Origin of the sequence: Burkholderia sp. Bp9143 (assembly GCF_003853645.1) — a bacterium.
Taxonomy (GTDB): Bacteria; Pseudomonadota; Gammaproteobacteria; order Burkholderiales; family Burkholderiaceae; genus Burkholderia.
The window spans coordinates 1-17,624 of sequence record NZ_QTPO01000013.1 but is presented as its reverse complement, the minus strand read 5'-3'; the positions used below and the strand labels follow the sequence as shown (position 1 = coordinate 17,624).

The window sequence follows — 17,624 nt, the reverse complement described above, 5'->3', positions numbered from 1 at the left end:
AGGGGGACACGGCGACATGCGGCATGCGGTTCTCGCTTCCCTGTGGAACCGGCATCAGTACGGCACCCCCTCTTCGATGGGAAGCGAGAGGTCACGCGACCACTCGTTCCAGGAACCGAGGTATAGCCGCACGTTCCTGATGCCGGCTTCCTCGAGCGCAACGAACGTTGTGGACGCCCGCGCGCCCTTGAAGCAGAAAACGACGACCGGCGTATCCCGGCGAATCCCGACTGTCGCGCATTCCGCAAGAATCTCTGCTGGAGACTTGAACATCTGCCCGGTGGGTGTCGGCTTCAGCATGCGGTACCACTCGAGCCACACCGAGCCTGGAATGCGACCTTTTCGCGGGCAAAAGTCCTTGCCGTACGGCGATGAGCTTTCGCCAATCCACTCGTCGACGTCCCGCACATCGAGTTTCACCACGTGCGGGTCGGCGACCGCTGCCTTCATCTCGTTCAGGTCCACCAGAATGCTGCCACCTTCGGTAGCGACGGGAAACCGGACGGGCTTCGGTGCCGGTACGTCAGTCGTGCTCGGCAGCGCCGCCGCGCGCCAGGCCCTGAACCCGCCGTGGAGTACCTTGATCTTGTCTCTCGGATAGCCGAGATAGCGAAGCAACACATAACCCCGGCAGGACTGTCCAAAGCCGGTTGTCATGGACTGCTCATAAACAACCGCGGTTTCGCTCCCGGACAAGCCGGCCTTGCCGAAGGCGTCGGTGAAGGTCTCGCGCAACGCCGCCACACCTTGCGGCGTCGACATCGCCAGATACGTGAATATCTCGTGGATGTTGACTGCACCGGGCAAGTGGGCTTCCGCGTAATTGGCGGCGTCTCTCGTATCGATGAGCACCACCGGCGTCGTTTTCATGAGTTCCGCCAGGTCGGCGGCGGAAATGAGGACTCTTTCATGCATGGCAAGCCTCACTGGCTGATGACGAAACACGCGTCTGCGTAGCTGTCTTCGCGACGCGCGACAGTCGCTTGCGGAAAGAACATGGACGCGTTCAGCGCATCGACGTTGATGTCAGTCAATCTCGAATACCGGGAAACCCCGTTGACACAGGTCAACGGTTGACGATCGCCACGACCATCGATCCTGTCACGTCGGCGGATTTCCGGTCAGGACGACGAGGCTCCCGTCGCGCGCGATGAACTCGTCCCCCAGCAATTGACTGGCGACCGGGCAAACGCCGTCGCAGTGGTATCGCGTGCTAAAGAGACTCGCTTCCGCCACAAAATCGCCGGGCCCGGCGGTCTGCAGCGTGATGGACTCGCCGCGGGCTTCGTGGCCGCGGCCCCCGCTATTCGGGTGTGGTGCCGGCCGGATGGTGAGGCCTCGCGTTCGCGCCATGCCCCGCCATCGCGTCGTGGCCATGGTCGGACAGCTGTGCGTCAAACCACTGGTGCAGCGCGGTGACCAGCCGCGGCTGATCGGTCCGATAGGCGATTTCGCCGCCGTTGTTCAGGTCGCGATAGGTGATTGTCAGCTCGCCCGGCTTCGCCGCGCGAAGCGCCGCAAGGCCCGGCATGGCCTTGCCGTGGATCTGCTCCGGTCCCGCGAAGTCGCCAGCGGCGAACTGCCGCGCGACCATCGCCAGGTGCTGGCGGATCAACCCGGCCTGGTGGGGATCGTCTCGCTTCGTCACGACCTGTTGGACGCCGCCATCCGCGGTCTTGGTGAAGATATGGGTGGTGGCCGCCAGCGAAAACGGCATGACGTCGGCGCCCCGTTGCTCGACCGCCTTCTCGCGCGCGGTCGTGTCGGCAGCGGCGAATGAAGCGAGGCTGCCGGCAGCAAGGGAAGCGGCGAGCAAAAGCGCAGCTGTACGTGCCATGAATGTCTCCGGTTTCGAATGCAGCGGCAGTCTAGCCCTGTGTTATCCCGCGCACTATGAGTGGAATCATATCTCGCGAACCTGCGTATCCGGTGCGCACCGCGGGTGCCAAGGCAAAGGCCGTGTCGCACGGAGGCCTGTTCCTGCTGGGCAACCGAACCGGCGTGTTCTCCGCAAGCGCGGTCGGCGGGTATAAGAGAACGGTTTTGCCGTTCCGCAGGCCAGCAAGCACTTGAGCCGCCTCCGCGTTGCGCTGTCCGAGCTGAACGACCTGTCGGACTGCCCGCCCATGATCGACCTCGAACGCGCACCACTGCTCCGCACACCGGAACAACGCGTCCACCGGCACGCTCGGCACATCCACGCGCTCCCAGAAGACGATTCTGCCGTGCACGCGATAACCGTCGCTCAACCGTCCGGGTGGCGCTGATGCGTGTATCTGCGTGTGGCGGTCAACGCGTGGCGGTCACGCGACCGACTCCGTCAGCTTGCGCGCGGCCCGCTCGGCAAATGCCGCCAGAATCGGACTGGCCTCGCCGTGCAACGTTTCGCGCGACGTGACATGGCATTCGGCCAGCGGCGACTTGCGCGCGAGCATCCGCATTTGAGCCAATGCCGATTCCGCGCCGCGTTGGGCGAGACTGCAGAAGAATGCAACCTGCGGCAAGCGCCGCTGATTCGCTTCGAGATAGGCCCGCACCGGCGACGATACGCAGCCCGCCCAGACCGGGGAGCCGATCACCACGAGATCGTATGCTGCCGGATCCCGCTTCGGCGCGACGATGTCCGCCGGTTTCCGGTTGATCGCCTCGACCAGCGAGCGCAGATATCCGAACGGGCCCGAGCGACCCTGCGTCACGATGATTTCCTCGACGTCGGCGTCGAGCATCGCCGCCAGTGCGGACGCGGCCCGGCGGGTCGTGCCTGTGCGTGAATAGAACACGACAAGTACCTTTCCGGAATTCATACTCCCTCCTTTCCGCAAGCGGGCCGTGGCCGTGCCTGCATCGCCCGAGTCGGTCCGTACGCAGCGCCGGCGCGTGGAGCGTTCGGTTTCCTGGGGCGGGGCTCGCGACGTCTCCTACGCGGTTTTCGCGGTCGCGCCTGACGCGTCGTCGCCGCGCACCATCAGAACCGGGCAATGCGATGCACGCACGAAGCGCTCCGCGACGCTGCCGATGACCATGCGTCGGATACCACGGCGCCCGTGGGTGCCGATCACGGCCAGGTCGATCGCATGCTCGTCGACATAGCGCTGCAGGCATTGCGCGACATCCTCGCCGATGCCCGCGCTTTCGATCAGTTCCGTCTCACCGTTTACCGCCGCGCGTGCGATGGCGTGCTCGGCGTCACGCAGCACCGCCGTGCCGTCACGCCGCAGCTCGTCGATCAGCTCGTTGGGATCGATGCGGCCCGCGTAGGTGAACAGCACCGATTTGTCGACGACATACACCGCGAACAAGCGAGCACCGCAAAACTTCGCCAGCTTCAATCCTTCCTCGAACACGCGCTTCGACGGCTCGCTGCCGTCCAGGGCAACAATGATCTTCGTGTACATGTGAACCTCGCGGGACAATGGGCCGTACGCCTGGGCGATGCCCGGCTTCGTTACCATCATCGGCTTCGATGGGGCTTGAGCGTTGATTTCGGTCAAGAATCCGGGCGCGTGCGACGCAGGACGAGCCATCCCGGGCCACGCCATCCGATTCGATCAGCGGTGGGGTTCCGATACGGAAACGCGGCGCCCTCGTTCAACGTGATACGGGTGCACATCTCCGCTAAAGCGCCTCGGCGCGCCTCTCCCGGCTCTGCCACCCTGCCGACGGTTCGAGCGGTTCGACCGCACCGGTTTCGTCGAGGTGAAAGAGCGCGTCGAATTGTGACGCGAGCGCGGCTTCGAAATAGTGGCTCTGCCGCTCCGACTGCGGCAGGTACAGCACGCCGATCGCGCGCTCCAGCAAGGGTTCGTCGAGCGTGCGCGCGGTGTCGCCCTGCATGGGCAGAAAGAAGCGGTCGTAACCCGTGGTATGGAAAAGATGTTCCCAGCTGTCGTGTTGCGCAGGACGCACCCATTTCTGCTCGACGTCGCCGTCCCATCGTGAAGCCGCTGAAACATGCCCGGTGTACGTCGTGAATCCAACCAGCAGCGCCCGATGTCGCGCATTTTCGCGCACGATCTGGCCGAGGTTCCACTCCCCGCGACGCCGTGATTCCGTTGCGCGCGCATCGCCGAGATGCGAGTTGTGTGCCCAGACGACAACCTTGCCGCTGCCGCCGCGGCGCACGCGATAGCGGGTCAGCGCGAACAGCGTGCCGGCCATGTGAGCATCGCGCAGGTTCCACGTGTTCATCCGGCTTCCGAACATCCCGCGATAGTACGCTTCGGCGTTGACAACGACCTGCGCATTCTGCTCGGCAAAGAACTGCGCATCGAGTGCGTCGGTGCCGTCGCGCGCCAGATAGTCGAATTGGTCGGCACGCAGCTGCAGAAGCTGCCGCACCGCGCCAGCCTGGGCGGCAGGCCTCGCACCGAACGCCGCGGCATATCCATAGGCCTGTGGCTCCCGCACATGGTCCAGCGCCGCGTAGCGCGCACGCGCCAGCGCGGCCTCTGCCGGGTCCACGCCTTCGAGGTAGCGAATCACCGCGTCCGCGGAACGATAGAGACTGTAGAGATCGAGGCCATAAACGCCCACCCGGTTCTGCTGCGGCCGGGTGACGTTGATTCCGCGCAGCGCGGCAATGAAGTCGCATACTTCCCGATTGCGCCACATCCAGACGGGGAACCGCTCGAAATCATCCAGCGCGGACAAGGCGTCGTCGGTCCCCTCGCCTTGCACGTAGCGATCGATTCGCCACGCGTCGGGCCAGTCTCCTTCGATGGCGACCGTGTCGAAGCCTTGCTCGGAGATCAGGCGCAGGGTGATTTCCCCGCGCATGCGGTAGAACTCGGCCGTGCCATGCGTTGCCTCGCCCAGCAGAATCAGGTCACGGCCGCGCGCCATTTCCAGAAGGGCGTCGTAGTCGGTGGCGTCACCGCTCATACGCTGCCCGAGCGCCCGAACAGCAAGGAATGGGGTTGTCGGTGGCTGCATGATGCATTTCCTCCATGCGAAATGCGGTTGTCGCGCGCCCGATCGGCGGACAGGCGCCGGGCTTCGGCTCGCACGACAAGCCGGCAGAGAAGCCGATCAAGGCGTGCCATCGCCCGGCGCAGCGGCACGCGTGCCGTCGTCGTCGCCGCTCGCGGCACCACGTTGCCAGTCCTGCGCCGCGGCGAGGCAGCTTCGCACCTCTTCGTCGCTCGTCTGCGGGAAGTCGGCGTAGAACTGGCTGATGCTCATGAACCAGATCGGCTGCGACACGCAGATGAAGTCATCCGCAATCGACTCGAAACGGGATTCCGCCCCGGCCGGGCACACGGGCACCGCGACGACGATCCGCTTCGGACGCCGATTGCGCAGTGCGTCGAGGGCCGCTTGCATCGTTGACCCCGTCGCCATGCCGTCATCCACGACGATGACGATCTTTCCTTCGACCGGAGCAGGCGGCTGCTGTCCGCGGTAGGCCGACTCCCGGTGTTGAAGCGCGATGCGTTCGCGTGCGATGGTGTCGAGAAGCTGTTGCTCGGTTACGGGAATGTTACGCAGGGCGGACTCGTTGAGATAGAGTGCGTCGCCCGTCGCGATTGCCCCGATCGCCAGCTCCGGATTGAGCGGCGCCCCGAGCTTGCGTACGACAAGCACGTCCAGCGGGCATTGCAACGCGCGCGCGACCTCATAGCCCACCGGCACACCTCCGCGCGGCAGCGCCAGCACCACGACGTCGCTGCGTCCACCGTAGCCCGCCAGCGCCGCGGCGAGCTGCCTGCCCGCATCGGTGCGATTCCGAAAGATGCCACTCATGGTCGATGTCCTGTAAGCGAAATGCCCCATCCTCGCGATACGGGGAAGCGCAAAGTGCAGACCTGTGCAGTGGCAAGCAACGACACGGTTCTGCGTTCAAGCTGGCCGGGTACTCAGCCAGCGCTCGAACCAGCCAACGGCGAGGCGCGTCACTTCGTCGAGCGTGCCGGGCTCCTCGAACAGGTGTGTCGCACCCGCCACGATCGCGATGCGATGCTCGCACGTCAGTTGCCCGGCGGCCTTTTGATTCAGCCGGATCACTTCCGTGTCGCGTTCGCCAACGATCAGCAGTGTGGGTGCGCGGACCGACGGAAGCATCGGCCGCGCCAGGTCGGGCCGGCCGCCCCTCGATACGACGGCGCCCACGATGTTCGTTCCCCCGGCCGAGACGAGTGCGGCGGCGGCACCTGTGCTTGCACCGAACAGGCCGACCTGGAGCGCCCCGACGTCCGGCCTTTGCGCGAGCCAGGCAAGGGTCGCGTCCAGCCGGCGTGCCAGCAGCGCGATATTGAAGCGGTAGGTCGCGTCGATGTCGTCGTGCCGCTGCTCGTCGAGCGTCAGCAGATCGAACAGCAGCGTGGCGAAACCTGCGCGCTGCAGGCCTGCCGCCACTTGCCGATTGCGCGGACTGAAGCGGCTGCTGCCGCTGCCATGCACGAACACGACAACCGCGCCGGCGTCATCGGGAATCTCCAGAATCCCGTCAAGCGTGACAGAGTCGACGGGAATCGCTACGTGCTGTGTCTGCATCCGGCGCTCCTGACATCATCACGGTCCACAACGGGTACCGTTCGCGAGGTTGCCTGACCGGAAGTCGGCGGGACGATGCGTTCATGTCGTACCGCCTTCCCGTCACTGACGTACTCATTCTCGATTGGCAGGAACCGCGACACTTGATGGAGATCAACGCTCGGGATGGATAGACGGGACACCCTCTTGCGCGCATGCGGCGGCGCGCAACGCTTCGCGCTCGTTGACCCAGGTCAACCCGCGCGGCCTGCCGGCAGGTGGAATATCGGTAGCCGGTTTCGCGACGCATCGTGTCCGGCATCCTGGAACAGGAGACGTATCGTGCCCGCAAAATCGCTGGTCTTTCATCAGGATGCGCGCCAACGGCTGCTCAAGGGCGTCAACGCGATGGCCGAGGCCGTCAAGATCACGCTCGGGCCCGGCGGGCGCAACGTGATCGTCGAGCAGGCCGGCACTGCGCCGCTGGTCGCGAACTCGGGCGTCGTCGTGGCCGGCTCCATCGACCTGCCCGATCCGTTCGAGGAAATGGGTGCCCGGCTGCTGCGTGAAGTGGCGACCCGCACGAGCGAAGTCGCCGGCGACGGCACGACGACCGCCACCACCCTCGCCCAGGCGATCGTCGCCGAAGGGATCAAGTGCGTCACCGCCGGACACGACCCGATGGCGCTCAAGCGTGCGATCGAGGCCGCCGGCCGCGACGTGGTCGCCGAACTGCACCGCGTGTCGAAACCCTGCGCGAGCGCGGATGAAATGCGCCAGATCGCGACGATTTCCGCTAGCGGCGACAGCACGATCGGATCGCTGGTCGCCCAGGCCGTCGAGCGCGTGGGCCGGGACGGCGCGATCAGCATCGAGGACGGCACGAAGCTCGACGACGAGCTCGAGACGGTGGACGGCTCGCTGATCGATCGCGGCTACCTGTCGCCGCTGTTCGTCGAATCGGACAATCATCGCGTGGTCCTCGAGGAGCCGCGGATCCTGCTGTGCGACATGAATATCACCGCGATCACGCAGCTCTTGCCCGTGCTCGAGGCACTCAGCAGTACCGGCAAGCCGCTTCTGGTCGTCGCGAACGAAGTCGAGGGCGAAGCGCTTGCGACCCTCGTCGTCAACCATCTGCGCGGCACGCTGAAATCGTGCGCGATCCGCTCGCCGGGATTCGGCGAGGCCCGCACCGAACAGCTCGCGGACCTCGCCGCACTGATCGGCGCAACGGTCATTTCAGCCCAGGCAGGACGCACGCTCGAGCGCACGACGCTGGACGATCTCGGCGCGGCGCGCCGTGTGGAGATTACGCGCGAGACCACGACCGTCATCGCGGGGCACGGTGAGCGCAAGCGCATCGACGACCGCGTCCAGGCGTTGCGTGCGCGTGTTGCCACGACGCCGCCCGGCTACGAGCGCGACGCGCTGACGCGCCGGCTGACGAAGCTCGCTGGCGGCGTCGCGGTGATTCGCGTCGGCGCCGCGACGGAAACCGCGCTGCGCGAGCGCAAGAACCGTTTCGAGGATGCATTGCATGCGACGCGCGCCGCGATGGAGGAAGGCATCGTGCCCGGCGGCGGCGTTGCACTGCTGCGTGCGCGGCGCGCGCTCGAAGGCAACGACGCAAACCTGACGGATGTGCAGCGCACCGGTGCGCGGATCGTGCACGACGCGCTCGCGTCCCCGCTGCGCCAGATCGCCGAGAATGCCGGCGCGGACGCACAGGCCGTCGTACACGCGGTCGATGCCGCGACCGGACCATTCGGCTATGACGCGGCGACGGCAACCTATGGCGACATGATCGCGGCCGGGATCGTCGATCCGGTCAAGGTGGCACGCTCGGCGCTGCAGAACGCGATCTCAGTCGCATCCCTGCTGCTTACGACGGATTGCATGATCGCCAGTCGCCCACGCACTGGCCCGTCGCACGGCGGCCACGGCCCTGGACACTGGAGCGATGAACTGGGCTGATCCGTCCGCGCGAATGACGGGTCTCGAATGACCCGTGCGGCATCGAGGGGCCACATGCCGTCCAACGTGACGCGCGAGCGCCTGATACACCGTGGTAGTCGGCGAAGGTGTTCAGTACGCTGACCGTCTCGGCTGCTCGAGTGGGCTGTAGTAGCCGCACTCCGAATGCGGCGTGGCGAGCGGATCTGGTTGGCGATCAGCGAGCCGAGTCATGCGGACAATTGCGGCGGCAGAATGCTCGGCGCTATGATGCTGCATCCTTCCACTCGCCCAGCCCGTGGCACCGATTCCACGATGTCGAAAACCGCGCCCGCTTCATCGTTGTCATCCCGAGCGCGCGAAGGTATTCATGACCTCCGTGTCGTCCGATACGGCTTCCTGCTGATCGACAACTTCTCGCTGATCGCGCTGAGTACCGCGATCGATCCATTGCGCATCGCGAACATGGTCGTCGGGCGGCGCGTCTACGACTATCAGCTGATCGGGCCCGGCGACGAGGTCGTCCGGTCGAGCGACGGCATCCGTGTCGTGCCGGATGTATCGATGTCGGACAGCGAGGCATTCGACGTGGTGTTCGTCGTCGGCCCCAATCCGATTCCGCGCCGACGCACCGGCGCGATCGTCGACTGGCTGCGTCGGCAGGCTCGCACCGGGACCGCGCTCGGCGGGCTCGATACCGGCAGCTACTTCCTCGCGCGCGCCGGGCTGCTGAACGGCTATCGCTGCACGATCCACTGGGAGGACCAGGACGTGCTGATGGAGCAGTTTCCGAAGCTGACCGTGTCGACCCGACTCTACGAGATCGACCGCGATCGCTATACGTGCAGCGGCGGTGTCGCACCGCTCGACCTGATGGTGCATCTGCTGGCAGGCGCGCCTGGCAGCCCGGCGCTGGCTGCGCGCGTGCTCGAACTGCTGGTCGCGGAACCGCGCAGCCGCGAATACCGGCAGCAAACGTCGTTGCGCCAGTACATCGGCGCGGAACACGAGAAACTGGACGAGGCATTGCAACTGATGGAAAGCAACGTCGAGGAGACGCTTTCCGTGCCGGAGATCGCCACCCATCTGCAGGTGTCGCAGCGACAGCTGCAACGGTGGTTCCAGGATCGCCTCGGCAAATCGCCCGCGCAGGCTTATCTGGAGATTCGCCTGCTGCGCGCGCGGCAACTGCTTTACCGCACCGCGAACTCGCTCGAGGAGGTGTGCGCGCGCACCGGATTCACGTCGACGACCCATTTCGCGACGCGCTACAAGGAACAGTTCCAGATTTCGCCGATCGCCGACCGGCGTCGCTACCAGAACGCGCTGTAGTCAGGCGCCGATCGCCTGCCGGGTACGACCGGCTTTCATTCTCGTGCCGACGATCGTCCTGCCGACGGACAGGCTGGACCGCACGGCCTGCCGTGCCGGCTTGGTTGTTAACCCGGCATGGCCAATTCGAAGATTGTGATGTCCATTCTGGAAATCTTCGAATTCGCCGAACTTCTACCATTTGCTCACACCCACCACGCTTTTTACCGAGGAGCGAGCTCATGAAGATGGAAAACCTGATTCGAATCGAGAATGGCGAAAAGGCGAAGCACACCTTCTCCGATGCCGAATATGCGAACCGCCAGCGCAAACTGCGCGAACTGATGGCGCGCGAGAACATCGACGCGGCGCTGTTCACGTCGTATCACAACATCAACTACTACTCGGACTTTCTGTATTGCTCGTTCGGCCGCAAGTACGGCCTCGTCGTGACGCCGAACAAGGTCGTGTCGATCTCGGCGAACATCGATGGTGGCCAGCCGTGGCGGCGCACGGTCGGCGACTACAACGTCGTCTATACCGACTGGCAGCGCGACAATTTCTTCCGGGCGATACAGGCCGAGATCGACAATCGCGGGCGTATCGGGATCGAGTTCGACCATGTGCCGCTCGAGGTGCTGTCGAAGCTGAAGGCGGCGCTGCCATCGGTCGAGTTCGTCGACATCGGTGTGCAGACGATGCGCATGCGGATGATCAAGTCCGACGAGGAGATCGCGCTGATCAAGCACGGCGCGAACGTCTGCGATGTCGGCGGCGCGGCGCTGGCTGCCGCCGTGCACGAAGGCGTGCCGGAGCACGAGGTTGCGCTGGCGTCCACGCAGGCGATGGTGCGCGAGATCGCGCGCCGCTTTCCCGAATCGGAACTGATGGATACGTGGACGTGGTTCCAGTCAGGCATCAACACGGACGGCGCGCACAATCCGGTCACCACGCGCAAGGTGCGGAAAGGTGACATCCTGAGCCTGAACTGCTTCTCGATGATCGCCGGCTACTACACGGCGCTGGAGCGTACGATGTTCTTCGACCATTGCCCGGATGAGCATTTGCGGTTGTGGAAGATCAACGTCGAAGTGCACGAAGCGGGACTGACACTGATCAAGCCCGGTGCACGCTGCGGCGACATCGCGCTCGAACTCAACAAGATCTACGCGGAATACGGGCTGCTGCAATACCGCACGTTCGGGTACGGCCATTCGTTCGGCGTGCTGTCGCACTACTACGGACGCGAGGCGGGGCTTGAATTGCGCGAGGACATCGATACCGTGCTGGAGCCGAACATGGTTGTGTCGATGGAACCGATGATCATGCTGCCGCAGGGCCACCCGGGCGCGGGCGGCTATCGCGAGCACGACATCCTCGTCGTCGGCGAACGCGGCGCAACCAATATCACCGGCTTCCCGTATGGCCCGGAACGCAACATCATCAAGGCCTGAGCGACATGTCGATGTGCGCCGTCCGCCGTTTCAGCGGCATCCGTGGCCTTGGCGGGTGACGGCGCGCGCAACGTAGAACCCACCATGCAGCCGACGGAGGGCGATCCGCGAGGATCGTCCCCGTCGGCTATTCCGTTGTGCAAAGCATGTCGAGTCGATCCCGGTTCCGTCCCGATCGATGCGCGCCGACAGGCATGCGACCCTCCGTCTTCGCGAGCGTTCGTCGTCCGGCGTTCCGCCCGCTCGCGCCGGTGCCCTCCTTCACTTCCCCGGTATTCTGGCTTCGTCTTGCCAGTGGTCGGCTATCCGCTGACGCGTTCGTGCGCCGCGATGCGTCGCCACCTGCGCGATGCCGGCATTCTTCATAACTTCCGATTTTCGACATGCGACCGCCGCCGCTGCGCCGACCTGCGCGCCCGAAACAGGGCAGCACCGCGCCACTCGGCGGTCGGCGGTGTTAACCCTCGGTGTCGGATCCAGAGAGTCTATTGTCGAAAAGGAAAATCTTCCTGGGGCTCCAGCTTCTACCATGCGCTTGAACGGCCGCGATTCGGCACTGCGCAGTGCATTCACCGCACGATCGATCGAATCACGGATGGCGGCCATGACACCGCAACTACTATTCAGTTTGGAGACTGAGCATGAGTACCAGAAAGGTAATGTCGGGTCGGTCGGCGGATGCCGGCGCATGGTTGCCGAGCCAGGGCAGCGCCATCCATTCGGGCGGCGACGCGCCGGCGCGCGGGGCTGTCGACACGCGGCTGCTGAGGCGGGCCGCATGCGCGAGCTTCATCGGCAACTTCGTCGAATGGTTCGATTACGCGTCGTACGGATATCTCGCGACCGTCATCGCGGTCGTGTTTTTCCCGAAGAGTGACGCGATGACGGGGCTGCTGGCCGCCTATGGCGTGTTCGCGATCTCGTTCGTGATCCGGCCGCTGGGCGGCGTGGTGTGGGGGCATTTCGGCGACAGGGTCGGGCGTCGGACCGCGCTGTCGCTCTCGATCCTGATCATGTCGTGCTCGACGTTCCTGATCGCATTCCTTCCGACTTATGCGCAGGTCGGGATGGTCGCACCGGTCTTGCTGCTGCTGGTGCGGATCGTGCAGGGTTTCTCGGCGTCGGGCGAATACGCGGGCGCTTCTGCGTTCCTCGCCGAATACGCGCCGGAAGGCAAGCGCGGGTTCTACACCAGCATCGTGCCGGCGAGCACCGCGGCCGGCCTGCTGTTCGGATCGATCTTCGTCGCGGTGATGCACGCGGTGCTGACGTCGCAGCAGTTGCACGACTTCGGCTGGCGGTTGCCGTTCCTGCTCGCCGCGCCGTTCGGCCTGGTTGGACGCTATATCCGGATTCGCCTCGAGGACACGCCGAAGTTCAAGGCGCTCGAAGGCGCGCATCATGTCGCTCACGCGCCGGCCACCGAACTGCTGACGCGGCATCGCGGCAAGATGCTGATCGCTTTCGGCGTGACGTGCCTGAACGCGGTCGCGTTCTACCTCGTGCTGAGCTACATGCCGACTTACCTGTCGACCGAGATGGGTATCGGTGAGACGGAATCGTTCATCGCGGCGACAATTTCGCTGGCCGCGTATATCGGGCTGATCTTCCTGATGGGCGCGCTGTCGGATCGCGTCGGACGCAAGACCATGCTGATCAGTGCGTCGGTGATGTTCGCCGCGTTGACTGTGCCGCTGTTCAAGGGGCTGGGCGGGGCAAGCTTCGCGACGATCGTGATGATCCAGATCGCGTTTGGTGCCCTGCTGACGATGAACGACGGGACGTTGCCCTGCTTCCTGTCGGAGATTTTCCCGACGCGGGTGCGTTACAGCGGTTTCGCTTTCTGCTTCAATGCGGCAAATGCGCTGTTCGGCGGGACGGCGCCGTTGGTCGCAACGTGGCTGATCGGGGCGACCGGGAACAAGCTGGCGCCGGCATGGTATCTGGTCGGGGCAGCCGGTGTCGCGCTGGTGGCAATGCTCGCGAGCAGCGAGACGTCGAAGCGGCCGCTCGCGGACGATTGACGGCTCGGTGAATCGTTCGGCCGTTTCGGGTCGGCTTGAACCAAAGCGCCGTATGTGCGGGACCCAATATCCGCTGCGCGGCGCTTCATTTCACCATAGCCATTTATCGTCGTATGTGGCCGAACCAAATTTCCGGCTTGTTCGGCATCTTACGTGTATTAGCCGGGACTCGATCTGACAGGTAGTCGGGCCTACAAAGAACGATCCATCAATGGGGGATGAGTTTCTCCTTGGCGAGATCGAGCGAATCGAGGAAAGTGCGCATCGGCGTAGCCGACACCATGCCGCCATTCCGGTCAGCGCGACGGCAAGGACCGTTCTCAACGTGATTCGCGCATACGCTGGCGCGAAATTGCCGTCGACTGGACGGCCCTTGCATTCGGGGGAGTGACTCCGTGGAACGGCTACGCAATGCTGCTAGCGAAGCGCACGTTCGAAATTTCCGTTCGTTGCGTCGTCGAGCCCCCCAAGTTCACGTGGCGTCTTTCCAATCCCGTCCATTGGCGGGATTCAGCCTCGCTGCTCATCGTGAGGTCCCCCCTTCTCTTCTGCTGTTCGCGATCTGATGCCGCATGAATGTCGCGACGCCACGGTCGTCGACATCGAATGACCAACGAATCATCCGCGTCGCTCATAGAAGCCGTCGGTGGCGTAAAGCGACCAGCACCTCTCAAGCACTTTCGGATGCAAATGGAACCGGTTCCGTTGGTCGTCATCCGTACCCCTGCCGATTGAGGAACGACCCGGAACCGTATATCGCGAATAATCGCCGCTATTGCTCTTCTCATCCAGGCCATGGTGGCGACAGATTCGACTGCTTGGATGATCGAAGCCTAGCGCAGAGGACACCCAATCGATGTCAGAGAACGTCATTGCATGCACCACAACACAGCGCCGACGCCCTCATGTGTGGCCGATTCACCACTCGGTACACAGGAATACTGCTGGTTCGTTTATTTTTACAAAGTTACAAGATATAGTGGCTGGCATGTTAAGTATGGCTACCTCATAACGGGACCATCTGACTGCGTCGCGTGATGGCAAGTGGCAGGCATGTACCTCTCGATCGGTCTCTATGCATGCCCTGACGCTCCTACCGGGAGCGCCACTCGGACGACTTGCAGGCCGACCCTTCATCCGGCCCTGCTAGAACGCTGGAGCGCAAGCGTACCCGAGAGTCTTGTGAATCTCTGACGTTCTTTCAGTTCCAGAAACTGCACAATTGTCTCGCCGCCATTGGCAATGCACCGTGATGTGCCGACGATGTTTGCTTGGCGGATATTGCTTGTCGGTCGCCGCGCCGGGGTGCGGCTCGCCTGTACTTAGGATTCAGTCGCCATGCGTATCGCCGTCCTCGATGACGATCCCAGTCAGCTTCAGTTCGTTTCGGAAGCGCTTACACCAGCCGGCCACAACTGCTACATGTTTGCTGAAGGCCGCGCACTCATTCATCGCCTTCAGCGCGAAACGTTCGACCTCGTCACGCTTGACTGGAACGTCGTCGACATGCACGGCGATGCGGTGCTCTCGTGGATTCGCAAGAATTGCGATGCAAATCTGCCGGTGTTGTTCATGACGAGCCGTTCGCGCGAAGCCGACATCGTCTTCGCCCTGAACGCCGGCGCAGACGACTACGTCGTCAAACCGGTCGCCGCGTCCGTACTCGTCGCGCGTGTCAACACGCTGTTGCGACGGACCTATCGTCAAGAAATTGCTACAACCAACCAGCAGTTCGGTGAATATCTATTCGATCTGCAGGAGGTCCGGCTCTATCGAAACGGAGCGCCGATTGCCGTGTCGCAAAAGGAGTTTCAGCTTGCGCTGCTGCTCTTTCGCAACTTCGCTCGTCCGTTGTCGCGTGCCCACATTCTGGAAACAGTGTGGAAACACATGACTGACATCCCGACTCGCACGCTCGATACGCATATTTCCGCTGTCCGCGTCAAACTTGATCTGCGGCCACAAAACGGCTACTGCATTGTTCCGATCTATGGATATGGCTACCGTCTCGAGAAGCTCGACACCAGCGCGATGGGAACGACATCGTGAGTCCACCCGCATTTCCGAAGCACTCGGCGCGCGTACGCTGCTTAGGCATCGCTATTGCCACATCGGCGCTCATGACATATTCGCCGGCGCCCGTTGCGCAGGTCGGCACGGCGCCGGTCGGGGGACCTCTCTTCGAGTATTCGGTCCATACCGCCGACACACTGTACGACCTCGCAGCACAATACCTCGCTGCCCCGACCAACTGGGGTTTACTTCAGCAGATCAATCACGTCCGCGAGCCGCGGCGGCTGCGTCCAGGAACGACTTTGCGAATTCCCGTCGCGCTTCTAAAGAGCCCGCCGCCGACGGCGCGTGTCATTTCCGTTACGGGAAGCGCGGAGGCATTTGGCAACGTCGGTTCGCTCGCCGCGTTGCGACCGGGCACAACGCTCGTCGAAGGTGCTCACATTCGGACCGGTAGCCATTCCTTCGTGACGGTTGAATTGTCTGACGGATCAAGCTTCACGCTCCTTCCGGGCACGACAGTATGGATCAGACGGCTGCGCACCGCGGATGCCGCCGGCTCGATCAATCGACAGATCGAACTCGATGATGGAGAAGTCGAAACCAAGGTTTCGCCTCTCAAGCCGCGGGAGCGCTACGAAATTGTCACACCGTCGGTCATCGCTGGTGTACGCGGCACTGAATTCCGCGTGACATACGCGCACGATACTGACCGCACGCAAGTCGAGGTCCTGGAGGGGAAGGTGCAGGTTGGGAGCGCGACCGATCCGGGCACCGTTACGCCAGCGCTCGTGCCGCGCGGATTCGGCGTCGCCGCGAGCAAGGGCAACGTCGGCAGCCCTGTCGAGCTTTTGGCGGCACCCGTACTACAGCATCCCGCGCGTCAGCAGGACGGCCCTCGCATTGCATTCGACCTCGAACCTCTTCCCTTCGCCGAGAAATATCGTGCAACCATCGCGAGTGATGCGGGTTTCCTGAACATCCTCGACGACGCGCAGTCCACCGGCACGCAGATCGAGTTCCCCAACAGAGCAAACGGCACCTACTTCGTGCGCATCTCGGCGTTCGACACAAACGGAATCGAGGGGCTCTCGCGCACTTATAGCTTCCGGATCAGCAATGCGAATGCCAACAACAATGCGTTAGCAGGCGACTCTGAGAGTTTCGAATTTCGCTGGACCAATGATACGAATATCGACTCGAGTTCAGGCTGGCACTTCATTTTGGCGACCAACAGCCAGCTCACCGAACCGATCGTTGACCAGCATGATCTCGCCGGCACGCGCCTCGTTCTGACGAATCTTCCCGCCGCCAAATATTTCTGGTCGGTGATGGGAGAGCCGTCGAACGGCGCCGCGCCACCCCAGCATCCTCCATCGATTCGATCGTTCTCAGTCGATCGATAACTCTCGTCATCGATTCGATTCAGCCGATCCGTGGTTGCCCGCTTACTTCACCTTCGCCGCGCAGAAGACCGCCGCTTTTTGCGGGAATGGCTCATTCTCGTGATCGCGTGCGTCTTGTTCGTGACACTTCTGGCCAGTTTTCGCTGGACCGGGGCGTTGGATAAACTGACCTACGACTGGTGGCTACAGCGCCTCCCCCATACTGCCGATCCGGACATTCTCCTCGTTGAGATCGATAACGAGAGCCTTGAAGATCTCGGCCGCTGGCCTTGGCCGCGCGAAGATCATGCGGCGGTGTTGCGACGGATCGCTGCCGCCGGCCCACGATGCGTCATCTACGACATTCTGTTCAGCGAGCCTTCGCCGGCGGACCCAGTGCTCGCTCAGGCGATATCACTCGCACCAGTTTACCTTCCACTGGCAATCGTCAGCGCCTCCAGCGGCGATCATTTCGGTGAGCCCATCTTGCCAGTGGAAGAATTGCGTGATGCTGCGGCCGGCATCGGACACATCAATCTCGAAGCCGATAACGACGGTGTCGTGCGAAGCATCGCGCTTTTCGAGGGAAATTCTCAGCATATGTGGCCTCAGTTGACGTTGCCTGCATACCGCATGCTGCAGGGGCGTAGCGTGGCGCCAAACTCGGGTGGCGCGAATTCGATCGAAACGTTCACCTCTGCCACCGGCGCGTCGCTTACGCGGAGCCGTCGCCTGCTGATTCCGTTTTCCCTGCTTGCGCACCCTTATCCGCGCGTATCGTTCTCGGATGTCTTGCGCGGCCGCGTGCCGCCTGAAGTTTTCCACGACCGCATCGTGCTGGTCGGCGCAACAGCTGACGGGCTGGGAGAGCACCTCACAACCACCATTTCGGGCCAAAACGGTGCGATGCCGGGCATCGCAGTGCATGCCAGCTGTTGATTTCCACCGAGTCTTAACCCACCGATTTCATCTAAATCTGACCCACCCCGAGACAGCGTAGTACATCTATT

14 protein-coding genes are annotated in these 17,624 nt (G+C 63.3%); 7 read left to right on the top strand and 7 right to left on the bottom strand.

The window, feature by feature from the left end; translation table 11 throughout:
- Positions 1–54: 54 nt before the first annotated feature.
- The 7 genes from DIE23_RS12095 to DIE23_RS12055 all read right to left on the bottom strand — a co-directional run bounded on the left by DIE23_RS12095 (position 55) and on the right by DIE23_RS12055 (position 6,492).
- Entirely contained in the window at positions 55–915 is an 861-nt protein-coding gene (locus DIE23_RS12095; RefSeq protein WP_124612326.1) for a sulfurtransferase, read from the bottom strand.
- A gap of 388 nt (positions 916–1,303) precedes the next feature.
- On the bottom strand, positions 1,304–1,837 hold the full coding sequence (locus DIE23_RS12085) for an aspartate carbamoyltransferase (protein ID WP_124612325.1): 534 nt from the start codon (positions 1,835–1,837) through the stop codon (positions 1,304–1,306).
- A gap of 466 nt (positions 1,838–2,303) precedes the next feature.
- A complete protein-coding gene (locus DIE23_RS12075; protein WP_124612324.1) occupies positions 2,304–2,804 on the bottom strand; it encodes a flavodoxin in 501 nt (166 codons plus the stop codon).
- A gap of 114 nt (positions 2,805–2,918) precedes the next feature.
- On the bottom strand, positions 2,919–3,395 hold the full coding sequence (locus tag DIE23_RS12070) for a universal stress protein (RefSeq protein ID WP_124612425.1): 477 nt from the start codon (positions 3,393–3,395) through the stop codon (positions 2,919–2,921).
- Between the two features lie 220 nt (positions 3,396–3,615).
- The gene (locus DIE23_RS12065; protein WP_124612323.1) at positions 3,616–4,932 is read right to left on the bottom strand and encodes an erythromycin esterase family protein; all 1,317 of its coding nucleotides are present in this window, start codon (positions 4,930–4,932) and stop codon (positions 3,616–3,618) included.
- 96 nt (positions 4,933–5,028) lie between these two features.
- Complete coding sequence (locus DIE23_RS12060) at positions 5,029–5,742, bottom strand: phosphoribosyltransferase (protein ID WP_124612322.1); 714 nt, start codon at positions 5,740–5,742, stop codon at positions 5,029–5,031.
- A gap of 96 nt (positions 5,743–5,838) precedes the next feature.
- A complete protein-coding gene (locus DIE23_RS12055; RefSeq protein WP_124612321.1) occupies positions 5,839–6,492 on the bottom strand; it encodes a dienelactone hydrolase family protein in 654 nt (217 codons plus the stop codon).
- A gap of 321 nt (positions 6,493–6,813) precedes the next feature.
- Here DIE23_RS12055 and groL point away from each other — a divergent pair, with 321 nt between their 5' ends.
- The 7 genes from groL to DIE23_RS12020 all read left to right on the top strand — a co-directional run bounded on the left by groL (position 6,814) and on the right by DIE23_RS12020 (position 17,553).
- Positions 6,814–8,448 (top strand): chaperonin GroEL, encoded by a 1,635-nt coding sequence (gene groL / locus DIE23_RS12050; protein WP_124612320.1) that lies wholly within the window; start codon positions 6,814–6,816, stop codon positions 8,446–8,448.
- Positions 8,449–8,742: 294 nt separating this feature from the next.
- A complete protein-coding gene (locus tag DIE23_RS12045) occupies positions 8,743–9,759 on the top strand; it encodes a GlxA family transcriptional regulator (RefSeq protein WP_124612319.1) in 1,017 nt (338 codons plus the stop codon).
- Between the two features lie 221 nt (positions 9,760–9,980).
- Positions 9,981–11,192 carry a M24 family metallopeptidase gene (locus DIE23_RS12040; RefSeq protein WP_124612318.1) on the top strand — a complete coding sequence of 404 codons (1,212 nt, stop codon included), beginning with the start codon at positions 9,981–9,983 and terminating at the stop codon, positions 11,190–11,192.
- Between the two features lie 641 nt (positions 11,193–11,833).
- The gene (locus DIE23_RS12035; protein ID WP_124612317.1) at positions 11,834–13,216 is read left to right on the top strand and encodes an MFS transporter; all 1,383 of its coding nucleotides are present in this window, start codon (positions 11,834–11,836) and stop codon (positions 13,214–13,216) included.
- A gap of 1,338 nt (positions 13,217–14,554) precedes the next feature.
- Positions 14,555–15,265 carry a response regulator transcription factor gene (locus DIE23_RS12030; protein ID WP_124612316.1) on the top strand — a complete coding sequence of 237 codons (711 nt, stop codon included), beginning with the start codon at positions 14,555–14,557 and terminating at the stop codon, positions 15,263–15,265.
- Positions 15,266–15,336: 71 nt separating this feature from the next.
- A complete protein-coding gene (locus DIE23_RS12025; RefSeq protein ID WP_124612315.1) occupies positions 15,337–16,635 on the top strand; it encodes a FecR domain-containing protein in 1,299 nt (432 codons plus the stop codon).
- 30 nt (positions 16,636–16,665) lie between these two features.
- The gene (locus DIE23_RS12020) at positions 16,666–17,553 is read left to right on the top strand and encodes a CHASE2 domain-containing protein (protein ID WP_185646429.1); all 888 of its coding nucleotides are present in this window, start codon (positions 16,666–16,668) and stop codon (positions 17,551–17,553) included.
- The last annotated feature ends 71 nt before the right edge of the window (positions 17,554–17,624 follow it).

Bases quoted from the DNA above. Each gene is read 5' to 3' on its own strand.
- DIE23_RS12095 (WP_124612326.1), bottom strand. From the start codon at position 915: ATGCATGAAAGAGTCCTCATTTCCGCCGCCGACCTGGCGGAACTCATG.
- DIE23_RS12085 (WP_124612325.1), bottom strand. From the start codon at position 1,837: ATGGCACGTACAGCTGCGCTTTTGCTCGCCGCTTCCCTTGCTGCCGGC.
- DIE23_RS12075 (WP_124612324.1), bottom strand. From the start codon at position 2,804: ATGAATTCCGGAAAGGTACTTGTCGTGTTCTATTCACGCACAGGCACG.
- DIE23_RS12070 (WP_124612425.1), bottom strand. From the start codon at position 3,395: ATGTACACGAAGATCATTGTTGCCCTGGACGGCAGCGAGCCGTCGAAG.
- DIE23_RS12065 (WP_124612323.1), bottom strand. From the start codon at position 4,932: ATGCAGCCACCGACAACCCCATTCCTTGCTGTTCGGGCGCTCGGGCAG.
- DIE23_RS12060 (WP_124612322.1), bottom strand. From the start codon at position 5,742: ATGAGTGGCATCTTTCGGAATCGCACCGATGCGGGCAGGCAGCTCGCC.
- DIE23_RS12055 (WP_124612321.1), bottom strand. From the start codon at position 6,492: ATGCAGACACAGCACGTAGCGATTCCCGTCGACTCTGTCACGCTTGAC.
- DIE23_RS12045 (WP_124612319.1), top strand. From the start codon at position 8,743: ATGTCGAAAACCGCGCCCGCTTCATCGTTGTCATCCCGAGCGCGCGAA.
- DIE23_RS12040 (WP_124612318.1), top strand. From the start codon at position 9,981: ATGAAGATGGAAAACCTGATTCGAATCGAGAATGGCGAAAAGGCGAAG.
- DIE23_RS12035 (WP_124612317.1), top strand. From the start codon at position 11,834: ATGAGTACCAGAAAGGTAATGTCGGGTCGGTCGGCGGATGCCGGCGCA.
- DIE23_RS12030 (WP_124612316.1), top strand. From the start codon at position 14,555: ATGCGTATCGCCGTCCTCGATGACGATCCCAGTCAGCTTCAGTTCGTT.
- DIE23_RS12025 (WP_124612315.1), top strand. From the start codon at position 15,337: ATGACATATTCGCCGGCGCCCGTTGCGCAGGTCGGCACGGCGCCGGTC.